An 18751-nucleotide genomic window follows, 5' to 3' on the forward strand; every position below is an offset into this window, starting at 1 on the left:
GTATATCACTGGCTAGTGACTAGTATCACCTCTCCAAAATATTACATAAATATTATATTTGGCACCACTAGGAGTATTGTATGGAAACGAACGAACAGAAAGCGACTATCAATTTGGCAGGTCTGCTTCCCCAGAGGGCTGGGGATACCATCACATTGATAGAAGCCATTGGTATTCTCTGGTCTAAGAAGTTTTTTATTGCAGCCTTTATGGTTGTTGGCGCACTGATTGGCTGTCTGGTCATGAACTGGATTCGTCCCGAATTTACAAGCGACGCCATGCTGCAGATTGATATTCGCGGAAACAAGGCTACCCGAGCCATGGGCGAAATGGGTGCCCTGTTGGATATGACTAGCCCCGCCGACGCCGAAATCGAACTGGTTAAGAGCCGTAGCGTGCTTGCCTATGTGGTTGAAGAGGAGCATCTGCGCTTTAATGCCATTCCGGTAGGCAAGATGGATCGCCTGCTCCATCGCGAAGGTCGCATGGACATCGACGAACTGGATATTCCAGAAATTGCCCGCCGTGACCGCTGGACTGCCACGGTGACGGGCGCTAATTCCTATGCCGTCATTACTCCCGAAGGGGCAAAACTTGTAGAAGCTGAAGTCGGCGAAACTGTTCGCGCTCCCTATGCCGGTGATACGTTGGTGATGCGTGTGCGCCTGATTCGCGCAGCCGTCGGTCAGGAATTTGTACTACAGCAACTTAAGCCACTGGCCGCCATTCGTAGCCTAGCCCGAAAGTTATCTGTTAGCGAAAAGGGGAAGCAGACCGGTATTCTGGCCGTTTCCCTTAAACATCGCTATGCTGATCGTTCCGCAACAATCCTGAATGCCATTGCAAATACCTACGTGCGCCACAATGTAGAAAAGCGTAGTGCCGAAGCCGAAAAGACTTTGGAATTCCTAGAAAAACAGTTACCCGGTGTTAAGGCCAAGTTGGACACCGCCGAAAAGATCCTGGCCGATTACCGCCATAAGATTGGTTCTGTGGACATGACTGGTGAAACTCAGGTTCATTTGCAGAAAGAAGTGGACTTGCAGAAGCAGTTGCTGAAGCTGCAGCAGGAATATCAGGAAGCTACTCGCTTGTTCAAAGATGAACACCCGGCAGTGCGTACCATTGCTAAGCAGCAGGACAAGTTGAAGGGCGAACTTTCTAAGTTGAAGGCTAGCGCAGCTAAGATGCCCTTGACTCAGCAAGAAGTGATGCGCCTGCAGGAAGATGTGCAGGTGAACAATGCTATTTATAACACCATGCTCAACAACATCCAGCAACTTCGCGTGGTTCGTGCCGGCGAAGTGGGTAACGTACGCGTGGTGGACTATGCCATGGTGGAAGATCGCCCCAGCAAACCCAAGAAGTTGAACATCCTTATCTGCTGCGTTGCCGCATCCTTCATGGTTGCGGTGTTGCTGGTGTTCCTTATGCGTATGCTCCACAACGGCGTCCGTAGTACAACTGAGGTGGAAAAGGCTACGAGTATCAGTGTTTTCGCAAAGATTCCTGAACGTCGTGGTAAGGTCATGAAGGCACGTCGTCGCAATTTGGTTCCCTTGGTTGTTTCTCAACCTGAAGATCCGGCAAGCGAAGCCTTCCGCAGTTTGCTTACCTCTGTGGATTTTACGGTTCCGTCTCAGACCCATCCTGTAATCATGGTGTCTGGTCTTATTCCTGGTGTAGGTAAGAGTTTTGTTTCTTCTAACTTGGCTGCACTACACGCTACGTCTGGCAAGCGCACTTTGCTGATTGATGCGGATATGCGTCGAGGCGTGCATCGTAGCAGTAGTAAAATGGGTCTGGCTGAAGTGCTGGGAGGTTTGTGTGAATTTGGAGTTGCAGTTGCAACCTCTGATATTGAAAACTTGTTTGTTATTTCTGCTGGACACACGAAGCTGTCGCCCAGTGAACTATTGCGTGGTGAAAACTTTAGGAGCATGCTTGATGAGGCCCGCAAACAATTCGATGTAATTATTGTGGATACCCCACCCATGAGCATGGTGACCGATGCCGAATTGATTTACCCTGCTGCCGATTTCAGCCTGTTTGTTCTGCATTATGGAAAGCATAGCATGGATGAAATTTCCGAGGCGATGACCAAGATGAAGCGCTTTGGAGAAAAGCCCAAGGCCTTTGTGATGAACCACTGCGAACGTGAAACCGGCCGTTATGGATACGGTTATGGTTATGGATACTATGGGTATTACTCCAAGAAAAAGTAAGGATGATTCCGAGACCCGTGGCGTTTTTGCTTTCTTGGGTGCGGTTGCTGTAGCCTTTGCCTTGCTTGGTTTGTTGGCAAATACCGCTTTTGCTGCATCTCCTGTACACGGAACCGAACATAACCGTAACCTTCGTGGGCTGGATTATATGCCCATGTTGTTGGAATACCATAGGCATACCATAGGGGAGGGTAGACAGTTCTTTGCATACCCTGCCCGCGATACCACCTTCCGCACACACTTCAATGAAACGGAAGCCCGCGCCATGGCAAGCATTGCGGATACTATCGGCGATGTGTTCGTTGGCGGTCCCCACGTTTATGCAGTTGCCGTTTCTCCTATACTTGGAATTGACTTTCGCGGAGGCGAAGCCCTAGACGATACTATTTGGCCTGGTGTTGATGCTGGTCTTTACATTCGAGGCTTTGCCGATTCCCTGGATTTTGACCTTGATGCCCGTATGTATTCTGAAGCGCACAGTGCAGGAGTCAATAAGGGCGCCAAACGTAAACCCAAGAGTTATGATGGGGAAGTCTTTGATGTTCAAAGTGAAAATAGCAATGACGGCGGAGCCGATTACGTTAGCTATTCCCGTTATCGCGCCCACCTTGGTTTGAACTATGCTTTTGCCAGGCTGGAACTTGCCCGAGATGTAATGCACTGGGGGCCCGGTTATTACAATAATTTGTCTTTAAACCAGTTTGCGCTCCCTTATAACATGATTTCCCTGGATTTTAAGTTTGGTCCCCTCCATGTACTAAGCGCCTACGCAGACCTCCGTGTCAACAGCTGGAGTTACAGCAAGGATAACCTGAATGATCGTAATTTGTATGCACACCGTTACGAACTTAACTTGTTCAAAAACGACTTGGTGGTTGGCATAAGCGAATTGCAAATCCTGTACAACGAAAATAAACCTTGGCTCTTTGTTCCCGTGGTACCCCTGTTTATCGAAAAGGGCAATTACACCGAGCGAGTGAATAACGGCGCTCTATCTATGGATTTGAATTACCGTCTATTCAATACGGCTCGAATCTATGGTGAATTCTTCTTGGATGACCTGGAGTCTCCCATGGCCGTATACGAAAACAAGTACAGCAATAACCGTTGGGCTGCCATGGCGGGTATGCAAGTGTCCCATGACTTTTATCTTAAGGAAAAAAAGATTGAAGCCGGAACTATCGCAGAAATTGCCCGTGTAGAACCATACACCTATGGTCATTATGATACAGCTATGGCCCAGATGGCTCACCTGGGAATGCCTCTAGGAAATCCCAATGGACCGAATAGCTTGAGTATCGACTGGGCCATATATGGTAGAATGACTTTAGATAAGTCTGCGACGACTCGCAGTATATTTATGAGTTACCGTAGTCAGTGGCTCTGGAAGGGTGATGATTACGGCAGCAGCATTGATGACCCCTACAAATGGGCAGAAAAGCACTTTATACATGGTGCAAAAATGCACTACAATGGCACCGTCGCCCTTGATTTTAGGGGCGTGTATGTTGGATTCATGGGGGAATACACCTTTGGAAGCGACCCTGCAGTAAATGTGCGCACCACACTCATGTGGTAGTTTCTATATTTTACGAATCCTGGAGCATGGGTATATAAAAAGGGAGTGGCTTATGCTAAATAAAATTCGTCTACTGTTTGCCAACTTCAGGTTGCGAAAGCGTTTGTTGGCTGTAGCGGATGCATGCATCGTTGTTTTTGCAGGGCTAGTAGCGAATGTTCCTCTCCCTTTGTTTGCAGAACGTATCGGACGCCCCGACCTCATTGTCATTTTTGCATTGACTGTATTGACCTGCTTTGGTTCCCTGATTTTTATGGGGGCCTACAATAAGCTGTGGCGCTATTTTAGCAAGAAGGATTACCTGAGCTGTATCTATGGCTGCCTTTTGGGCATGTTCCTGGGCTACTTCTTGCTGTACCTGACTACCGAAAAAGTATTCATTGAGTTTCAGATCCTCCACTTTATCGTGGCGACCTTTGGCATTTGCGCTTTCCGCTACCTGTTCAAGGATGCCTTTATGGTGCTCCTTAAGACCGGCATAGACGAAGCCCACCGCAAGCGCACCATGATCATTGGTGCCGGCAGCGCCTCTTTGGCTTTGCTCCGTGAATTCAAGGTGGCCTCGGAAGATATGTCATCTGACAATGCGGCCAGCAAGATCAATCCAGTTTGCCTGATTGATGATGACCGTGATAAGATCGGTAAGACCTTTGAAGGGGTTCTTGTTGCCGGCGGTACCAGCGAAATCCCAAAAATCGCAAGGCTCGAACGCATCGAAGAAATCCTTTTCTGCATTCCCAGCTGCCCGGCCCCCGACCGCCAGAAAATTTTGGAAATCTGTAACGACACCAACCTGCCTGTAAAGGTGGTCCCCTTCCTGGGCAATATTGTGGAATCCGGCAATTACGTGGGCCAGATCCGCGACATCAAGGTAGAAGACCTGCTGGGCCGTGAACCTATCAAGTTCAACAACAAGGATGTGCGCAACTTTATCGAAGGCAAGGTCTGCATGGTTAGTGGCGGCGGTGGCAGTATCGGTAGCGAACTGGTACGCCAGATTGCCAAGTACAATCCCAAGCAGGTGATTATCATAGACATTTACGAAAACAATGCCTACGATATCCAGCAGGAACTGGTCATGGAATATGGCAAGGAACTGAACCTGGTGACCCTGATTGCCAGTGTGCGAGACTACTTCCGCATGAACGAAATCTTCAAGACCTACAAGCCCGACGTGGTGTTCCATGCCGCCGCCCACAAGCATGTGCCCCTTATGGAACACAACCCCATGGAAGCCATCAAGAACAACGTGATGGGTACCTTTAACATGGGTTGCCTGGCCCTGTTCAACAATGTACAGAAGTTCGTGATGATCAGTACCGATAAGGCCGTGAACCCCACCAACGTCATGGGGGCTAGCAAGCGCTGCTGCGAAATGATCGTGCAGTACCTGAGCCAGCAGGCCGGCAGCAAGACCGAATTCGTGACCACCCGTTTTGGAAACGTGCTGGGCAGCAACGGTAGCGTGATCCCCCTGTTTAAGCGCCAGATCGAAAAGGGCGGCCCCGTGACCGTGACCCACCCCGACATAATCCGCTACTTTATGACCATTCCCGAGGCGGTGAGCCTGGTGATGGAAGCGGCCTCCATTGCCAAGGGTGGCGAAATCTTTGTGCTGGACATGGGCCAGCCGGTCAAGATCGTTAGCCTGGCCGAGAACCTGATTCGCATGTACGGCAAGGTGCCCTACAAGGATGTGGAAATCAAGTTTACCGGTTTACGCCCCGGCGAAAAGATCAAGGAAGAACTCCTCATGAACGAAGAGGGGTTGCTGCGCACAAAGAACAAGCTGATCTTTATCGGAAAGCAGATCGAAATCGACATGGATCAGTTTATTGTGGCGCTGTGGACCTTGCGTAATGCGGCCAAGAAAAATGACGACAAGGCTGCCATCAGCGCCCTGCATGACATAGTGCCTACTTTTACTACACCCGAAGAATTCAACAAGACCGTAATGATGAAGGCCCTATAGGGGGTCGACTTAATCGCATTTCTTGCGGTTCTGCCAGGTGCTTTCGTTGAAGAGCTGGCCTTCGCTGAGGCCGTACTTTTCCTGAATGCCGGCTTCACGGATGGCATCTTCGATGGAGACTTTTCCGCGGATGGCCTGGGTGTAAATTAGCACCTTGCGTCGGACAGTTTCTGGATCTTCGTTGAGCATTTCTAGGCGGAAATGGTTTACGCCGGAGGTGCGGAGTTGAGGCATCAATTTAAGCGCAGACTGGGGACGGCCTACGAATAGGGTGTTGCGGCATTCTGCGTCGGATTGCAGGAAGTGGCGTTCTCCCTTGTGGTCCAGGATTTCCACCTTGTGCTGGGTGCAGATTTTTCCGCATTCCGGGAAGCGGCGGCCTGTAGTAAGGCTGCGGGCGAAAGCGCAATATTCCGAATGGAAGGCGGGCATGTACTGGTGAAGGGTCAGTTCCAGGCGGCTGCCGTCGATGTTTTTCAGCAGGTCGAAAAGCTGGGTGCTGTTTAGATCCCAGGAGGGGTGGATTGTCTGCAGTCCCTGATCCAGAAGCCATTCGTAGCTGGCGGAGTTGGCGGCGTTCAGGCTGTAGTCGCCTACGAGAGGGATCCCGCTATCCTTGAGGATGGACAGGGAACCAAGATTGCGGACAAGGGCGAAATCCGGGCAGAGTTCCAGAATCTTTTTCAGGTAATGATTTTCGCCGGGCTTGTGGATTCGCAGGGTGGCCATGCCAGCCTTAAAACCAAGTTCACGAATCTGCTGGAGGGGTTCGTCATATTTGACGCCCCAGTCGAAATCCATGATGACGTTGTCGATGTCTAATCCCTTGAGGGCGGCAATCTGTTCCGGGTTGCGGACCAGCACGGAGATGACGGGCTTTGCAACTTTGTGGACGATGCCGAATTCTTTTTGCGTGTCATCCTGAGCGGAGCGGAGCGAAGCCGATGGATCTTGAGCAGCTGCGGACTTCTTGGCGGCAACGGCGAACTTTGCAGAAATTGTCTGCAGGAATTTTTTTCCGTTTGCGGCGCTGATATTCATTTCCTTCCACTGCAGGGAGGAGGCTTCCAGCTGTTGAATTGCGGACTGTCGCAGGTTGCGCAGCACCTTTCCGGGTACGAAAGGTGCGCCGGCCACGTGGACCATCAGACTTCCAAGTTCATAGGGCGTGGCCGACAGGCCCCCAAGTTCCTTGCGGGCCAGCGCTTCCAGAGCTGCAGGGTCGACTGCATTTTTCGCCTGTTCCAAAATCTGTTCGCTTTGTACTTCTGCGGCCTTATCCATCCCTTGCATCAGGGTGGTTCCCGCCAGCCAGACTTTCAAGGTCAGAGGTTCGCCCACCGCACCGGAAAGTTCCATGTTCACCGCACGCTTGGTTTCCTGATTTCGGTCGGTAAATGTCTTGCGCAGTTCCTTTTCCAGGGTGGGGGAGTCGTTGCGGAAAACGTCCATGTTGCGGCCGATCTTTCGTGTGTCGAAATCGTAGCCGAAGTCCAGGCGCAGCAGCGGACCCATGCCACGCATGCCGTCTCCACGCTTGCTGTGGGCGTTATGTACAATCTGCGCTCCGTACAGGCGGCTTCCCAGGGAGACGCCAAAGCGGTAATCTTCAAAGAGGATGCCGTCGCCGGGGCGGGGGAGCCATTCCTTTTCGGCGGTTACAAAAACAGATGAACGCTCTACCTTGACGACTTTACCTAAATAAAGACCGTGATGATTGCTGAAGGTTCCGTTCACCAGTTCCTGGTGGTTGTCGCCATCAAGCCAGCCGGTAGTCAACCCGCGGGAGAACAAGACTTCCAGCGGTTCCAAGTCTGAACTTTCCAGACCGAGATCGCCCCGCTTGCTGGTGGCTGCGGAAATGTTGTCCAACGCCTTTCTATAGGCTCTCGTTACGGCAGCCACGTATTCCGGGCTCTTCAGACGGCCTTCCACCTTCAGGGATTCCACGCCGATTTCGGCAAGTTCCTCAAGCTTGGGGAGGGCGCACAAATCGCGGGTGCTGAACAAATACTGGGCGTCGGTTTCGGTGAATTCCTTGCCGTCTACAAAAATGCGGTAGGGGAGGCGGCAACTTTGGGCGCACTGGCCTCGGTTTGCGGATCTTCCGCCGAAGTTTTCACTGGTGAGGCACTGGCCGGAATAGGAGACGCAAAGGGCTCCGTGTACGAACACTTCGATTTCAAGGTCGGTTCCGCTCTTGACGGCGGCAATCTGCTTGGCCGAAAGTTCGCGGCTCAAAACGGCGCGGTTAAAGCCGATGGATTTTACCAGGTTTACGCCCTCGGCGCTGGCCAGGGTCATCTGGGTGCTGGCGTGGATTTCCTGTTCCGGGCAAATTGCGCGAATCAAGCGGGCGAGGCCAATGTCCTGGATAATAAAGGCGTCGGGTTTCAAGGCGATAATCTGGGACAGGAATTCCGGCAACTCCTGCAGCTCACGCTCGAAAACAAGAACGTTCATGGCCATGAAACTGCGGACGCCTCGGCTTCGGGCATACTCGATCATGGCCTTTACATCTTCAAAGGAAAAGTCTTCGGTACGGCCGCGAGCGTTCCAGTGGGGAACCCCGAAATACACGGCGTTGGCCCCGTTCTTGACGGCGGCTTCCAGCATTTCCCAGGTTCCAACAGGCATCAAAAGTTCTTGTTCTTTCATCATTGCGTACCGGATTTTAAATTACGCTCCACAAGATAGAAATTACCATCCATTCTAATTTCTATTATTGGGAACATGAAGTTTTATTCCCTTTTGTCTTTGATTTTTATTCTAATGGCTTTCTCTTTTATGGGCTGCGCCGATAAGGAAGCACAGGCCGAAATTACACGCCTGAAACAGAATAACGCCAGTCTTCAGCACTCTGTAGATTCGCTTCAGCATACCCTGGATTCCCTGAACGCCTACGGCGATTCCGTGAAGAAATCTTTACAAAAGCTGGATATGCACCTCTAACTTTGGGGCCTTCGGCCTGAAAATTAAGGAAACAGCGGGTTATGCCCGCTTTTTTTATATAAAAAGTCAGATATTCCAACTTGAACTGCCACCTCTAGTCGGTCGGTGCGGGGGATTCGTTGTGAATATTTTGTATATTTGGCCTCGTGGCAAAAACTCGTCTACCGCTGCGGCGGAGACCCCTTTAAATGCTTCGCCGGCCCAATTTGCCCGAAGCCTTATGGCCAGTCAAGCCTCTCCGGAGGCGCTAGTAAGATGGCTTTAAGCATAAATCCGAATACGGATTACATTAACCCAACGCCACACCGCCTGCGGGTTCTTCCAGCCTGTAGTCGCGGTCAACCCTTATTTATGAGGTGCCCCGAATGGAATACATCGCAATCGCTCTCTCACTCGTTGCAGTGATCTTGAGCATCGTTATCCTGACTAAGGTTAACAAGCTCCTTACTATGCTTCGTACCCCGATTTTCAAGAAGCTCACCCCCGACATGAACCTGAAGCCGGGCGCACGCCGCCCCGTTAACGCTCAGGAAATGGCTCAGCGCGGTGAACGCAACAACAAGGAAAATCGCCAGAAGGAAAATAAGGAACGTCCTGCAAAGGAAAACCGCGAAAATCGCGAAAACAAGGCCGCCAACGCTGCACAGCCGGCTGCCCGTAATGAACAGCGTGAACAGCGCGCTGAACGCAACGAACGTGGCAACCGCCGCGACCGTCGCGAAGGCCGCCCGGAACGTCCCCGTCGTGAATTCAACGCCGCCGCTGCAGCTCCTGCCGCAGAAGCCGCCGCTCCCGTAGCTGCCGCTACCGAAGCTGCTGCACCGGTCGCCGCTGAAGCTCCTGTTGCTGAACGCCGTCCCCTCGCTCCTCGCATCCCGGTTGAAACTCCGGCCGCTCCCGCAGCACCCGCAGTTGAAGCCCCCGCCGCAGCTCCCGCAGCTGTTGCAGCACCGGTTGTGAACGAAGCTGATATTGCTCCGGTTGAAACCACTTTCGATCCGTCCAAGGTTCGCTATGGCCGCCGCAACGTGATCAAGAAGGCTCCGGAACTGGCTGACGACGAAGCTTAATTAGCTTGGCTCAAAGCATTAAAAAATCCTCCGCAGAAATGCGGGGGATTTTTTTAATTACGAATTACGAGATACGAGTTATGAGATATTTGTCTGCGTTTGTCATCCTGAGCGGAGCGAAGGATCTAGTGGCGCAGACTCAAATTATGAGATACGAACTGTGAGTAATGAGCTGTGAGCTAAAGTAAGGCGCCTTCGGCGCGATTATCTAGCTCAAAGGAGCCGAAGGCTCCGTCCTCATGCCAGAAAGCGAGCTTTGCGAGCGCCCTCATACCTAGAACCTCGTTCCTTAGAATTCGATCAGTCCCTTTTCTTCGTCGGCGAGGATTACCTTGGTTGCCATGTCGACGAACAGACCGTGACCGACGATACCGACGATGTGTTCCAGTTCGCGAGCCAGCTTGTCAGCATCAGCAATAGGAGCAAACTTGGCGTCGGCAATGAGGTTGCCAGAATCGCTAATCACCGGACCGTCCTTACCGGGAGCGCCCATACGGACCTTGACTTCGCCACCCAGCTTGGCAACGCGTTCGGTTACGACTGCGATTGCACCCGGGATGATTTCCAGAGGAACTGCGAACTTGGTACCCAGCTGGTTCACCTTCTTGCCGCTGTCTGCGATAATCACGTAGTTGTCGGTCATGGAGGCCACAATCTTTTCAAGCAGGTGAGCTGCACCGCGGCCCTTGATCAGGTTGCGGTTGTCGTCGATTTCGTCGGCACCGTCAATGACCATGTCCAGGTGAGAGACTTCGCCCATTTCCTTCAGGGGGATGCCCAGAGCGCGGCACTGCAGGGTGGTGCTCCAGCTAGTAGAAACGCCAACCACCTTGATACCTTCGGTCTTGATGCGTTCTGCCAGGCGGTTTACCATGTGGGCTGCGGTGCTTCCAGTGCCAAGACCGACGGTCATGCCGTCCTTGATCATGTCAGCGGCGCGTACGCCTGCGGCTTTCTTCAGTTCATCCATGTTGGCCATTATCGCCATCTCCTGTTGAAATTATCGGGGTTGTTAAGATCGTCGCCGAATTCGTCGAACTCATCCTGTTCGTCAAATTCGTCCTTATCGGGAAATCCTGATTCCAGTTCGGTAAAGCTGGGGGATTCTACGGCAACGACCTGCACGTCAAAGGTCAGGTCCTTACCGGCAAAGGGGTGGTTGCCGTCTACGATTACGGTTTCCTTGCGGATTTCCTTGATGGTGTATATACCGTCAGCTTCGTTATCGTCGTCGCTGTCCAGGTTCAGTCCATCTACAAATTCGTCGGCCGTTTCGGGTAACTGGAACTCACGGATGTCTTCATCCTGATACATTTCCAGTTCCATGCCCAGCCAGATTTCACCAATTTCTTTCAGTTCGTCCTTAGGGACTTCCAGGATCAAGTCATCGCGGAAAAGACCGTAGCCGAGATTCGCGTCAATGTCGATTGTGAATTTCTCGCCAACGCGGCGACCATTCAAGGCACTCTCCAGACCGGGGATAATGTTGTTGTACCCATGAATGTACACGAAGGGGTGGGATGCCGGCACTTCTTCCAGAATCTTTCCGGACCTTTCCATTAAAGTGTAGGCAATGCTGACCTTCAGCTTGTCTTGAACAATTTCCATACGACGCAAAAATAGTAAATAGAGCCGTATTTTTAAATGCGTATGACGTTTAAGGCCTTAGCTTTGTAGAAAAGAAAACTTAATTTTTGCTTTTCTCGCCACCTAATTCTCTCATATTTCTTCTTTTTTATTTAAATTAGGCTCATGCTTTACGGAATTTGCTCTGATATCCATTCTAACGCCGAAGCTTTCAAGGCTGTGCTCCAGTCCATGGAAGATAATGGTGTAGATCGGAAGGTTTGTCTTGGTGATTTGGTGGGGTACGGCGCAGACCCCGATGAATGTGTAGCCCTGGCTCGTGAAAATATGGACATCTGCATTATCGGTAATCACGATAGTGTCGCCATCAAGCACGAATCCAGCGAAGGCTTTAACCCCTATGCCAAGCAGGCTATCGAATGGACCCAGACCCACCTTTCCAAGGAATCTGTGGAATACATGCGCAGCCTGACCTACATCCGTGAAGAAAACGATATTTGCTTCGTTCACGCATCGCCCCTGAGCCCTGCAGACTGGGTCTATGTGACAGAACTGGAAGATGCTCTGGACGCCTTCGATCATTTTTCTGGCCGCTACTGTTTTGTGGGACATACCCATAGCCCGGTTATCGTGGCAAGCCGCCCCATGGCCATTCCCAAGATTCTGGATGAATACGAATATACCATCGAGAATACGGAACGTCTGCTGGTGAACGTCGGCAGTGTGGGGCAGCCTCGTGACCGCGATCCCCGTTCCTGCTGGTGCCTGCTGGATACCGAAACCAAGTGCGTGCGCATCATCCGCGTGGATTACGACATCGCCAAGACCCAGGAACGCATGCGCAAGCAGGGAATGGCAAACTTCCTGATCGACCGCTTGTCAGTTGGAAGATAGTAGCCTCCATGAAATGGGTTCTCGCAGTTTTTGGTAAGGCAGGTTCGCCTTTTGTTGCCGACGAAGTCGACAAGTACGTCAAGCGTCTCCGTGGGGGAGCCATCCCTCTGGAAGTCGTGGAACTCAAGGAATCGAAGCTGGACGACCGAAACCAGTCCCTGGCGCAGGAAGCAGCCCTTTTCGAGAAGAAATTCCCCAAGAGCGATTTCAAGCGGATCATTCTTTCTGAAGAGGGGAAGCTGATGGACACGGTCAAACTATCTGACACGCTCCGTGACCGCTTCCCGGGAAATGTGGTATTTCTGATCGGTTCCGCATACGGTATAGACGAGAATCTGAAGAAAACCGCCGATATGCTGTTGAGCCTGTCTCCTCTGACTTTTACCCACGACCATGCCCGAATCATCTTTGCGGAACAGCTCTACCGGGCCCAGATGGTGATGCAAAATCACCCGTACCACCACAGGTAGTGGCTGGACCATACAGGTTGTAATAAAAATATCTGTTTTTCGGGGTATTTTTGTATAGTTAGATGTTCTGAACCCGACGTAATCATCTATATTCTTGTCCATGGGTTCCGAATATTATGACAATCATTTCTCGTATTTTCTAGACAACAACGAAAAAAGGATGAATGGCATTTTTTGCCGAATCCTCTGGTATTGCTGCCTTGTTTCTCCGACGATCGCCTTAGGCGTTCTTTTTGCCGCCTTTCCTGGCGTCACTTATTGGGCCTGTCTCCAGTCTTTTTTGGTGATTTTCGTTTTCGCCATCGGCCATTCGGTGCTTTATAAGTTCAAGCCTGAAAGTTCCATTATCAAGTACATTGGACTGGTAGGTGCCTTGGTGACCATCTACGTCATGAGTATTGGCCACATGGACATCTCGCTAAGCTACTTCTTTGTGCCCATGACCAGCCTTCTGTATTGTAAGCGCAGGACTTTCGTCACCATGAGCATCCTCAGCTATTTGATGATGTTGGTCAGCAACTGGCAGATTTCAGAATTCGAGGCCAGCGCCCTTGCTAATCCGGATGCCGTCGAATGGTTTGTTACCCACATTGACGGAATGACCATCGAGTTCGTGGTGATGTTCGTAAGTGGCTTCTTTATTAACAAGGCCATGGTTAAGCACCTGAAGACCATGTACAGTAATGAAGTGAATATCAATAAGAGTGAGCATTCCGCCTACACAGATCAGCTAACTGGATTGTGGAACCGCAGGTACATGGAACGCGCCTTTGACAAGTTCATGGTGGTTCAGCACAATTCCGGAGCCATGCTGGTGGTGGATATGGACCATATGAAGGTGGTGAATGACTCTTATGGACATCTGGAAGGGGATAGGGCCATTAAGTTGTTCGCAAACATCTTGCAGAAGACTTTTGACAAGTCTGAATCCGTGACCATCTGCCGTTTCGGCGGTGATGAATTCGTGGTGCTCTTGCCCAACGTGAAGAGCATGGCCGATTTGACCTTGTGCATCAGCCATCTGATTTCTAATTCCGACGAAGCTTTCTGCAACGACGAAAAATTGAATGTCATCAATATTTCGATAGGGGCGGCCTTTGCAAACGACCTGGATATGAACTATCAGGCCCTATTTGATCGCGCAGACAAGGCCCTTTATGATGTGAAAAAGTCAGGTCGTAACAGCTACCAGATTTACACCGAGATGTAATAAACAGTTAAAAGCCCTGTCAAATTTAAGGAGAACAGTCGAGGTGTCGGCTGTTTTTTCTATCTTTACCGCCGCAAAAAAATGAACCCTAATTCTTGAGTTCCTGGCTTCAAACCTTTTGCCTTGAACCTAGAGCCTTTTTATGAACGAAGAAATTTCTAAACGCCGCACTTTCGCCATCGTTAGCCATCCTGACGCTGGTAAGACAACCATTACCGAAAAGTTCCTGTGGTACGGCAACGTGATCCGTGAAGCAGGCCATGTTCGTGCCAAGTCCAACCGCAGCTACACGGTTTCTGACTGGATGAAGATCGAACAGCAGCGTGGTATTTCTGTTTCCAGTTCCGTTCTGAATTTCCCCTTCGAAGGTTGCATGTTCAACCTGGTGGATACCCCGGGGCATCAGGACTTCTGCGAAGATACTTACCGCGCCCTGACCGCTGTGGACGCCGCCCTGGTGCTTATCGATAGCGTGAACGGCGTAGAAAAGCAGACCATCCGCCTCATGAACGTGTGTCGCATGCGCCACACTCCGATTATCACCTTCATCAACAAGATGGACCTTGATGGTCGCCATGTGCTGGACCTGCTGGATGAAATCGAAAATGTCCTGAAGATCAAGGTGGCTCCCTTTACTCTGCCCATTGGCGTGGGTAAGCTTTTCAAGGGTGTGTACTGCATCGCCGACAATACCTTCCATACTTTTAACAAGGAAGAAGGGGAGCAGCAGCTTATCCAGATGACTGGTCCCGATGATCCCCGCCTGGTTGAAATGTGCGGCGAGAACTGGGTGGAACAGTTCAAGGAAGAATACGAAATGGTCACTGGCGCTATGGATCCGTTTGACCACGAAAAGTTCCTGAAGGGGGAGATGTGCCCCGTGTTCTTTGGCAGTGCCGTGAACAACTTCGGTGTACGTCAGCTGTTGAACGCCTTTGCTCAGTTGGCTCCTCCTCCCATGATCCGCGATACCGACAAGCGTCCTGTGGATCCGGGTGAAGATGCTTTTAGCGCATTTGTGTTTAAGATCCAGGCTAACATGGACCCCAAGCACCGTGACCGTACCGCATTCCTGCGTATCTGCTCCGGTAGCTTTACCCGTGGCGAAAAGGTTTTCCATGTGCGTACCGGCCGAGAAATCCGTCTGGCTGCTCCTACCGCATTCCTGGCCAAGGACAAGGAAGTCATTGACAATGCCTGGGCAGGCGACATCGTGGGTATTAACGACCCCGGTCTGTTCCGCATCGGCGATACTCTGACCGATGGTGAAAAGATGAGCTACACCGGCATTCCTGACTTCGCTCCGGAACATTTTGCCCGCGTCACCCTCCTGAACCCGCTGAAGTCCAAGCAGATGGCCAAGGGCCTGGCTGAACTTTCTGAAGAAGGTGCTACCCAGCTTTATGAACCTATGAAGTCCGCTATTCCGGTGATCGGTGTGGTGGGTGAACTGCAGTTCGACGTGCTGAAGTTCCGTCTCCAGAGTGAATACGGCGCTGACGTTTCTTTGGATCGCGTACCCGCTCACGGTATCCGCTGGGTCTCCGGCCCCGAAAAGGACGTGAACAAGTTCGCTGAAGAATATGCCATGGACTGCATGCTGGACAAGGAACGCAACTTAGTTTGTCTGTTCCCCAACGAATATCGTCTGAATCTGGCTATCAAGAATTACGAAAACTTGACCTTCGCAGAAACCTCCCAGGGATAGTTTCAACGAATCGGCCTTCGGGTAAAAAAATTACGAGATGCAGTAAATTCGCTGCATCTCTTTTTTAAACATCAGGCAAACACCTTGCTTTACTGTTTATTGTATGAACACATCGAAAAAAAACAAAGTTTTTTGCTAAATTTACTGCACTTATGAAATGCTTTATCTATGACACCACGCTGCGCGACGGCAATCAAGATCGCAAGATTAGTCTCTCTCTGGCCGATAAAATCCAGATTACTCGAATTCTTGACTCTTTCGGTATTGATTACATTGAAGGCGGCTGGCCCAACCCGAGCAACCCCACCGACGAAGAATACTTCCGCGAAGTAAAGAAGCTGAAGCTGAAGCACGCCAAGATCGCTGCTTTCGGTAGCACTCGCCGCCCGAAGATTCTTCCCGAAAAGGATCCGCTGCTCCAGGCATTGGTGAAGTCCGAAGCTCCAGTAAAGACCATCTTCGGTAAGAGCTGGGACCTTCACGTTACAGAAGTCATTCATACTACTCTGGAAGAAAACCTGGACATGATCCAGTCTTCCATCGAATTCCTGAAGGAACATTCCAAGGAAGTTATTTACGACGCCGAACATTTCTTCGACGGTTATAAGGCCAATCCTGAATATGCCATCGAAACTTTGAAGGCTGCCGCTCTCGGTGGTGCAGACTTTATCGTTCTGTGCGATACCAACGGCGGTACCATGCCTTGGGAACTGGAAGAAATTTTTGAAGCCGTCAAGGAACATGTAGACGTACCTCTGGGCATCCATGTTCACAACGACTCCGGCCTTGCTGTGGCTAACAGCATCTACGCCGTGAAGTCCGGCGCATCCATGATTCAGGGTGTCATTAACGGTTACGGCGAACGCTGCGGTAACGCCAACCTCACCACCATCATGGCAGACCTGGTCTTCAAGATGGGCGTGAAGTTCTTTGCCGCCAAGAAGATGGCTGGACTTCGCAAGCTGTTCCTCAGCGTCGACCAGATTGTGAATCTGGCTAGCGATGTCCGCGCTCCGTACGTGGGCGAGGCTGCCTTTGCCCATAAGGGCGGAGCACACATCGACGGCGTCATGAAGGTGTCCCGCAGTTTTGAACATGTGGACCCCCATTCCATCGGTAACGACCGCGTATTCGTCACCAGCGATCAGGCTGGCGGCTCTCTGGTTGTTGAAAAGCTGAAGGCCATCAAGCCGGGCATCGACAAGAAGGATCCCATGGTGGCAAAGCTTTTGCTTGCCATCAAGGAAAAGGAAAACGCCGGCTGGCACTTCGACTCCGCCGAAGCCAGCTTCAAGATGCTGGTGTATCGCCAGCTGGGCATGTTCACCGCACCCTTTGAATTCATGAACTACCGCGTCACCGAAGACAAGACCCCGCAAGGTGTGTCTGTTTCCCAGGCCAGCGTCAAGCTGAAGATTGGAGACAAGATCAGCCATCAGGTGAGCGAAGGCGACGGTCCTGTGAACGCTCTGGATGCAGCGCTGCGTAAGGCATTGCTCCCGTTCTTCCCGTATATGGCCAAGGTCCGCCTGGACGACTTTAAGGTCCGCGTTCTGGGTTCTTCCGTCGGTTCCGACGCACTGGTCCGCGTGTGGACAACCTTCGGTGACGACAAGGAACATTGGAATGTGGCAGGTGTCAGCACCAACATCATCGAAGCCAGCTGGCTTGCCTTGATGGACGGTCTGTGCTACAAGATTTTGAAGGAAACTAAGAAATGCAAATAGTTAAGGCTACTCCTAATTCTAAGGAAATTGAACGCATTTGCGGTCGTGAAGTTGCTCCCAGCCGCGAAATTTATAACAAGGTTGTAGATATCCTTGCCGACATCAAGAAGGGCGGCTACGCCAAGGCTGTAGAATACGCTCAGAAGTTCGATGGCCTTGAACGCAAGAACATCCGCGTTTCCGAAAAGGAAATTGCAAAGTCTGCCGCCAAGTGCCCTGCCGATTTGCAGAAGGCTCTCAAGCAGGCCATCAAGAACGTTCGCGATTTCCACCAGAACCAGATGGAAGAATCCTGGCTCATGGAAGGTAAGGACGGCGTTGTTCTTGGTCAGCGCATCCGCCCCATGAAGCGCGTGGGCCTTTATGTTCCCGGTGGCGCAGGCATTTACCCCAGCACCGTGATCATGAACGCAGTGCCCGCTCTCGTTGCCGGTGTTCAGGATATCGTTGTGGTGACCCCCATCAAGGGTGAAATCAACCGCGCCGTGGCTTTCGTGCTGCAGCAGTTGGGCATTACCGAAGTCTACCACATCGGTGGCGCTCAGGCTATCGGCCTGTTGGCTTACGGTGCCAAGGACGCCAAGGGCAAGACTATCGTTGAACGCGTCGACAAGATTGTGGGCCCGGGTAACGTTTTCGCCGCCGTCGCCAAGAAGGAAGTCTTCGGTGTCGTAGACATCGACATGGTGGCTGGTCCTTCCGAAGTTCTCGTCATGGCCGACAAGACTGCCGATCCGGACTTCGTTGCCGCAGACCTGCTTTCCCAGGCTGAACACGGTTCCGGTTTCGAAGCTGCCATCTGCATTACCGACGACATGGAAACCGCCCAGATGATTTCTGCTTGCGTAGACGTCCAGGTTGAAAACAGCCCCAAGAAGGAACTGCTCCAAAAGGTGCTGGACAACTTCGGTCGCATCCTGGTGGTAAAGGACTGGTTCGATGGTGTTGCCATTGCAAACAAGATTGCTCCGGAACATCTCGAAGTCATGACCGACGAAGCGGAATCCATGGCTGCCCAGATTGAAAACGCTGGAGCCGTGTTCATTGGTCACTGGTCTTCTGAACCGGTGGGTGACTACTTTGCCGGCCCTAACCATGTGCTGCCTACCAATGGCACTGGTCGCTTCTTCAGCCCTCTCGGCGTATACGACTTCCTGAAGCGTATGTCCATCATCCGCTACAGCGAAAAGGCCATCAAGAAGAACGCCAAGGCAATTGCCGCTGTTGCAATGGAAGAAGGCTTCTACCATCACGCACAGGCTGTGCTGAAGCGCCTTTAGTTCAACGCCGCTTCTTTAGAATAAATTTCTTGAATAAAGAAAAACTTTTAAAACCGAGATGTTCATCTCGGCTTTTT

At 51.3% G+C, this 18751-nt stretch carries 14 protein-coding genes; 11 read left to right on the plus strand and 3 right to left on the minus strand.

The features are described 5' to 3' along the window. Positions 1–80 precede the first annotated feature (80 nt). From BUB73_RS07825 to BUB73_RS07835, 3 genes are read left to right on the plus strand one after another with little or no spacing between them, the layout of a single operon-like run. Positions 81–2225, plus strand: coding sequence for a polysaccharide biosynthesis tyrosine autokinase (locus BUB73_RS07825; protein WP_073284880.1), 2145 nt, complete (start codon positions 81–83; stop codon positions 2223–2225). Continuing rightward, on the plus strand, positions 2185–3804 hold the full coding sequence (locus BUB73_RS07830; protein WP_249269348.1) for a hypothetical protein: 1620 nt from the start codon (positions 2185–2187) through the stop codon (positions 3802–3804). The genes BUB73_RS07825 and BUB73_RS07830 overlap by 41 nt, the downstream gene beginning before the upstream one ends. A gap of 52 nt (positions 3805–3856) precedes the next feature. Next, positions 3857–5776: a polysaccharide biosynthesis protein gene (locus tag BUB73_RS07835; RefSeq protein WP_073160882.1), complete on the plus strand. Its 1920-nt coding sequence runs from the start codon at positions 3857–3859 to the stop codon at positions 5774–5776. Between the two features lie 9 nt (positions 5777–5785). Here the strand turns inward: BUB73_RS07835 and BUB73_RS07840 are convergent, their stop codons facing one another. After that, positions 5786–8437, minus strand: a complete 2652-nt coding sequence (locus BUB73_RS07840) for a U32 family peptidase (protein WP_249269347.1) — start codon at positions 8435–8437, stop codon at positions 5786–5788. A gap of 111 nt (positions 8438–8548) precedes the next feature. Between BUB73_RS07840 and BUB73_RS07845 the strand changes: the two genes are divergently transcribed. Then, positions 8549–8728, plus strand: a complete 180-nt coding sequence (locus tag BUB73_RS07845) for a hypothetical protein (RefSeq protein ID WP_139259155.1) — start codon at positions 8549–8551, stop codon at positions 8726–8728. Between the two features lie 365 nt (positions 8729–9093). After that, positions 9094–9798 (plus strand): hypothetical protein, encoded by a 705-nt coding sequence (locus BUB73_RS07850; protein ID WP_073160878.1) that lies wholly within the window; start codon positions 9094–9096, stop codon positions 9796–9798. A gap of 289 nt (positions 9799–10087) precedes the next feature. Here BUB73_RS07850 and rpiA read toward each other — a convergent pair whose 3' ends face one another. Continuing rightward, positions 10088–10777, minus strand: coding sequence for a ribose-5-phosphate isomerase RpiA (rpiA, locus tag BUB73_RS07855; RefSeq protein WP_249269346.1), 690 nt, complete (start codon positions 10775–10777; stop codon positions 10088–10090). Continuing rightward, on the minus strand, positions 10777–11406 hold the full coding sequence (locus tag BUB73_RS07860; RefSeq protein WP_073284886.1) for an FKBP-type peptidyl-prolyl cis-trans isomerase: 630 nt from the start codon (positions 11404–11406) through the stop codon (positions 10777–10779). Before BUB73_RS07860 ends, rpiA begins: the two co-directional genes overlap by 1 nt. A gap of 144 nt (positions 11407–11550) precedes the next feature. Here BUB73_RS07860 and BUB73_RS07865 point away from each other — a divergent pair, with 144 nt between their 5' ends. From BUB73_RS07865 to hisD, 6 genes are all read left to right on the plus strand, one after another. Beyond that, positions 11551–12279: a metallophosphoesterase family protein gene (locus BUB73_RS07865; RefSeq protein WP_073160872.1), complete on the plus strand. Its 729-nt coding sequence runs from the start codon at positions 11551–11553 to the stop codon at positions 12277–12279. An 8-nt stretch (positions 12280–12287) separates the two neighbouring features. Continuing rightward, positions 12288–12749 carry a 23S rRNA (pseudouridine(1915)-N(3))-methyltransferase RlmH gene (locus tag BUB73_RS07870; protein WP_073160870.1) on the plus strand — a complete coding sequence of 154 codons (462 nt, stop codon included), beginning with the start codon at positions 12288–12290 and terminating at the stop codon, positions 12747–12749. A 160-nt stretch (positions 12750–12909) separates the two neighbouring features. Then, on the plus strand, positions 12910–13959 hold the full coding sequence (locus tag BUB73_RS07875; protein WP_073284889.1) for a GGDEF domain-containing protein: 1050 nt from the start codon (positions 12910–12912) through the stop codon (positions 13957–13959). Between the two features lie 142 nt (positions 13960–14101). Continuing rightward, the gene (locus tag BUB73_RS07880) at positions 14102–15667 is read left to right on the plus strand and encodes a peptide chain release factor 3 (RefSeq protein WP_073160866.1); all 1566 of its coding nucleotides are present in this window, start codon (positions 14102–14104) and stop codon (positions 15665–15667) included. A 152-nt stretch (positions 15668–15819) separates the two neighbouring features. Next, positions 15820–17394 carry a citramalate synthase gene (cimA, locus tag BUB73_RS07885; RefSeq protein WP_073284891.1) on the plus strand — a complete coding sequence of 525 codons (1575 nt, stop codon included), beginning with the start codon at positions 15820–15822 and terminating at the stop codon, positions 17392–17394. Next, positions 17385–18674: a histidinol dehydrogenase gene (gene hisD / locus BUB73_RS07890; RefSeq protein ID WP_073284894.1), complete on the plus strand. Its 1290-nt coding sequence runs from the start codon at positions 17385–17387 to the stop codon at positions 18672–18674. The genes cimA and hisD overlap by 10 nt, the downstream gene beginning before the upstream one ends. Positions 18675–18751 lie beyond the last annotated feature (77 nt).

It is taken from the genome of Fibrobacter sp. UWH6 (genome assembly GCF_900142465.1).
In the GTDB taxonomy this organism is placed as follows: domain Bacteria; phylum Fibrobacterota; class Fibrobacteria; order Fibrobacterales; family Fibrobacteraceae; genus Fibrobacter.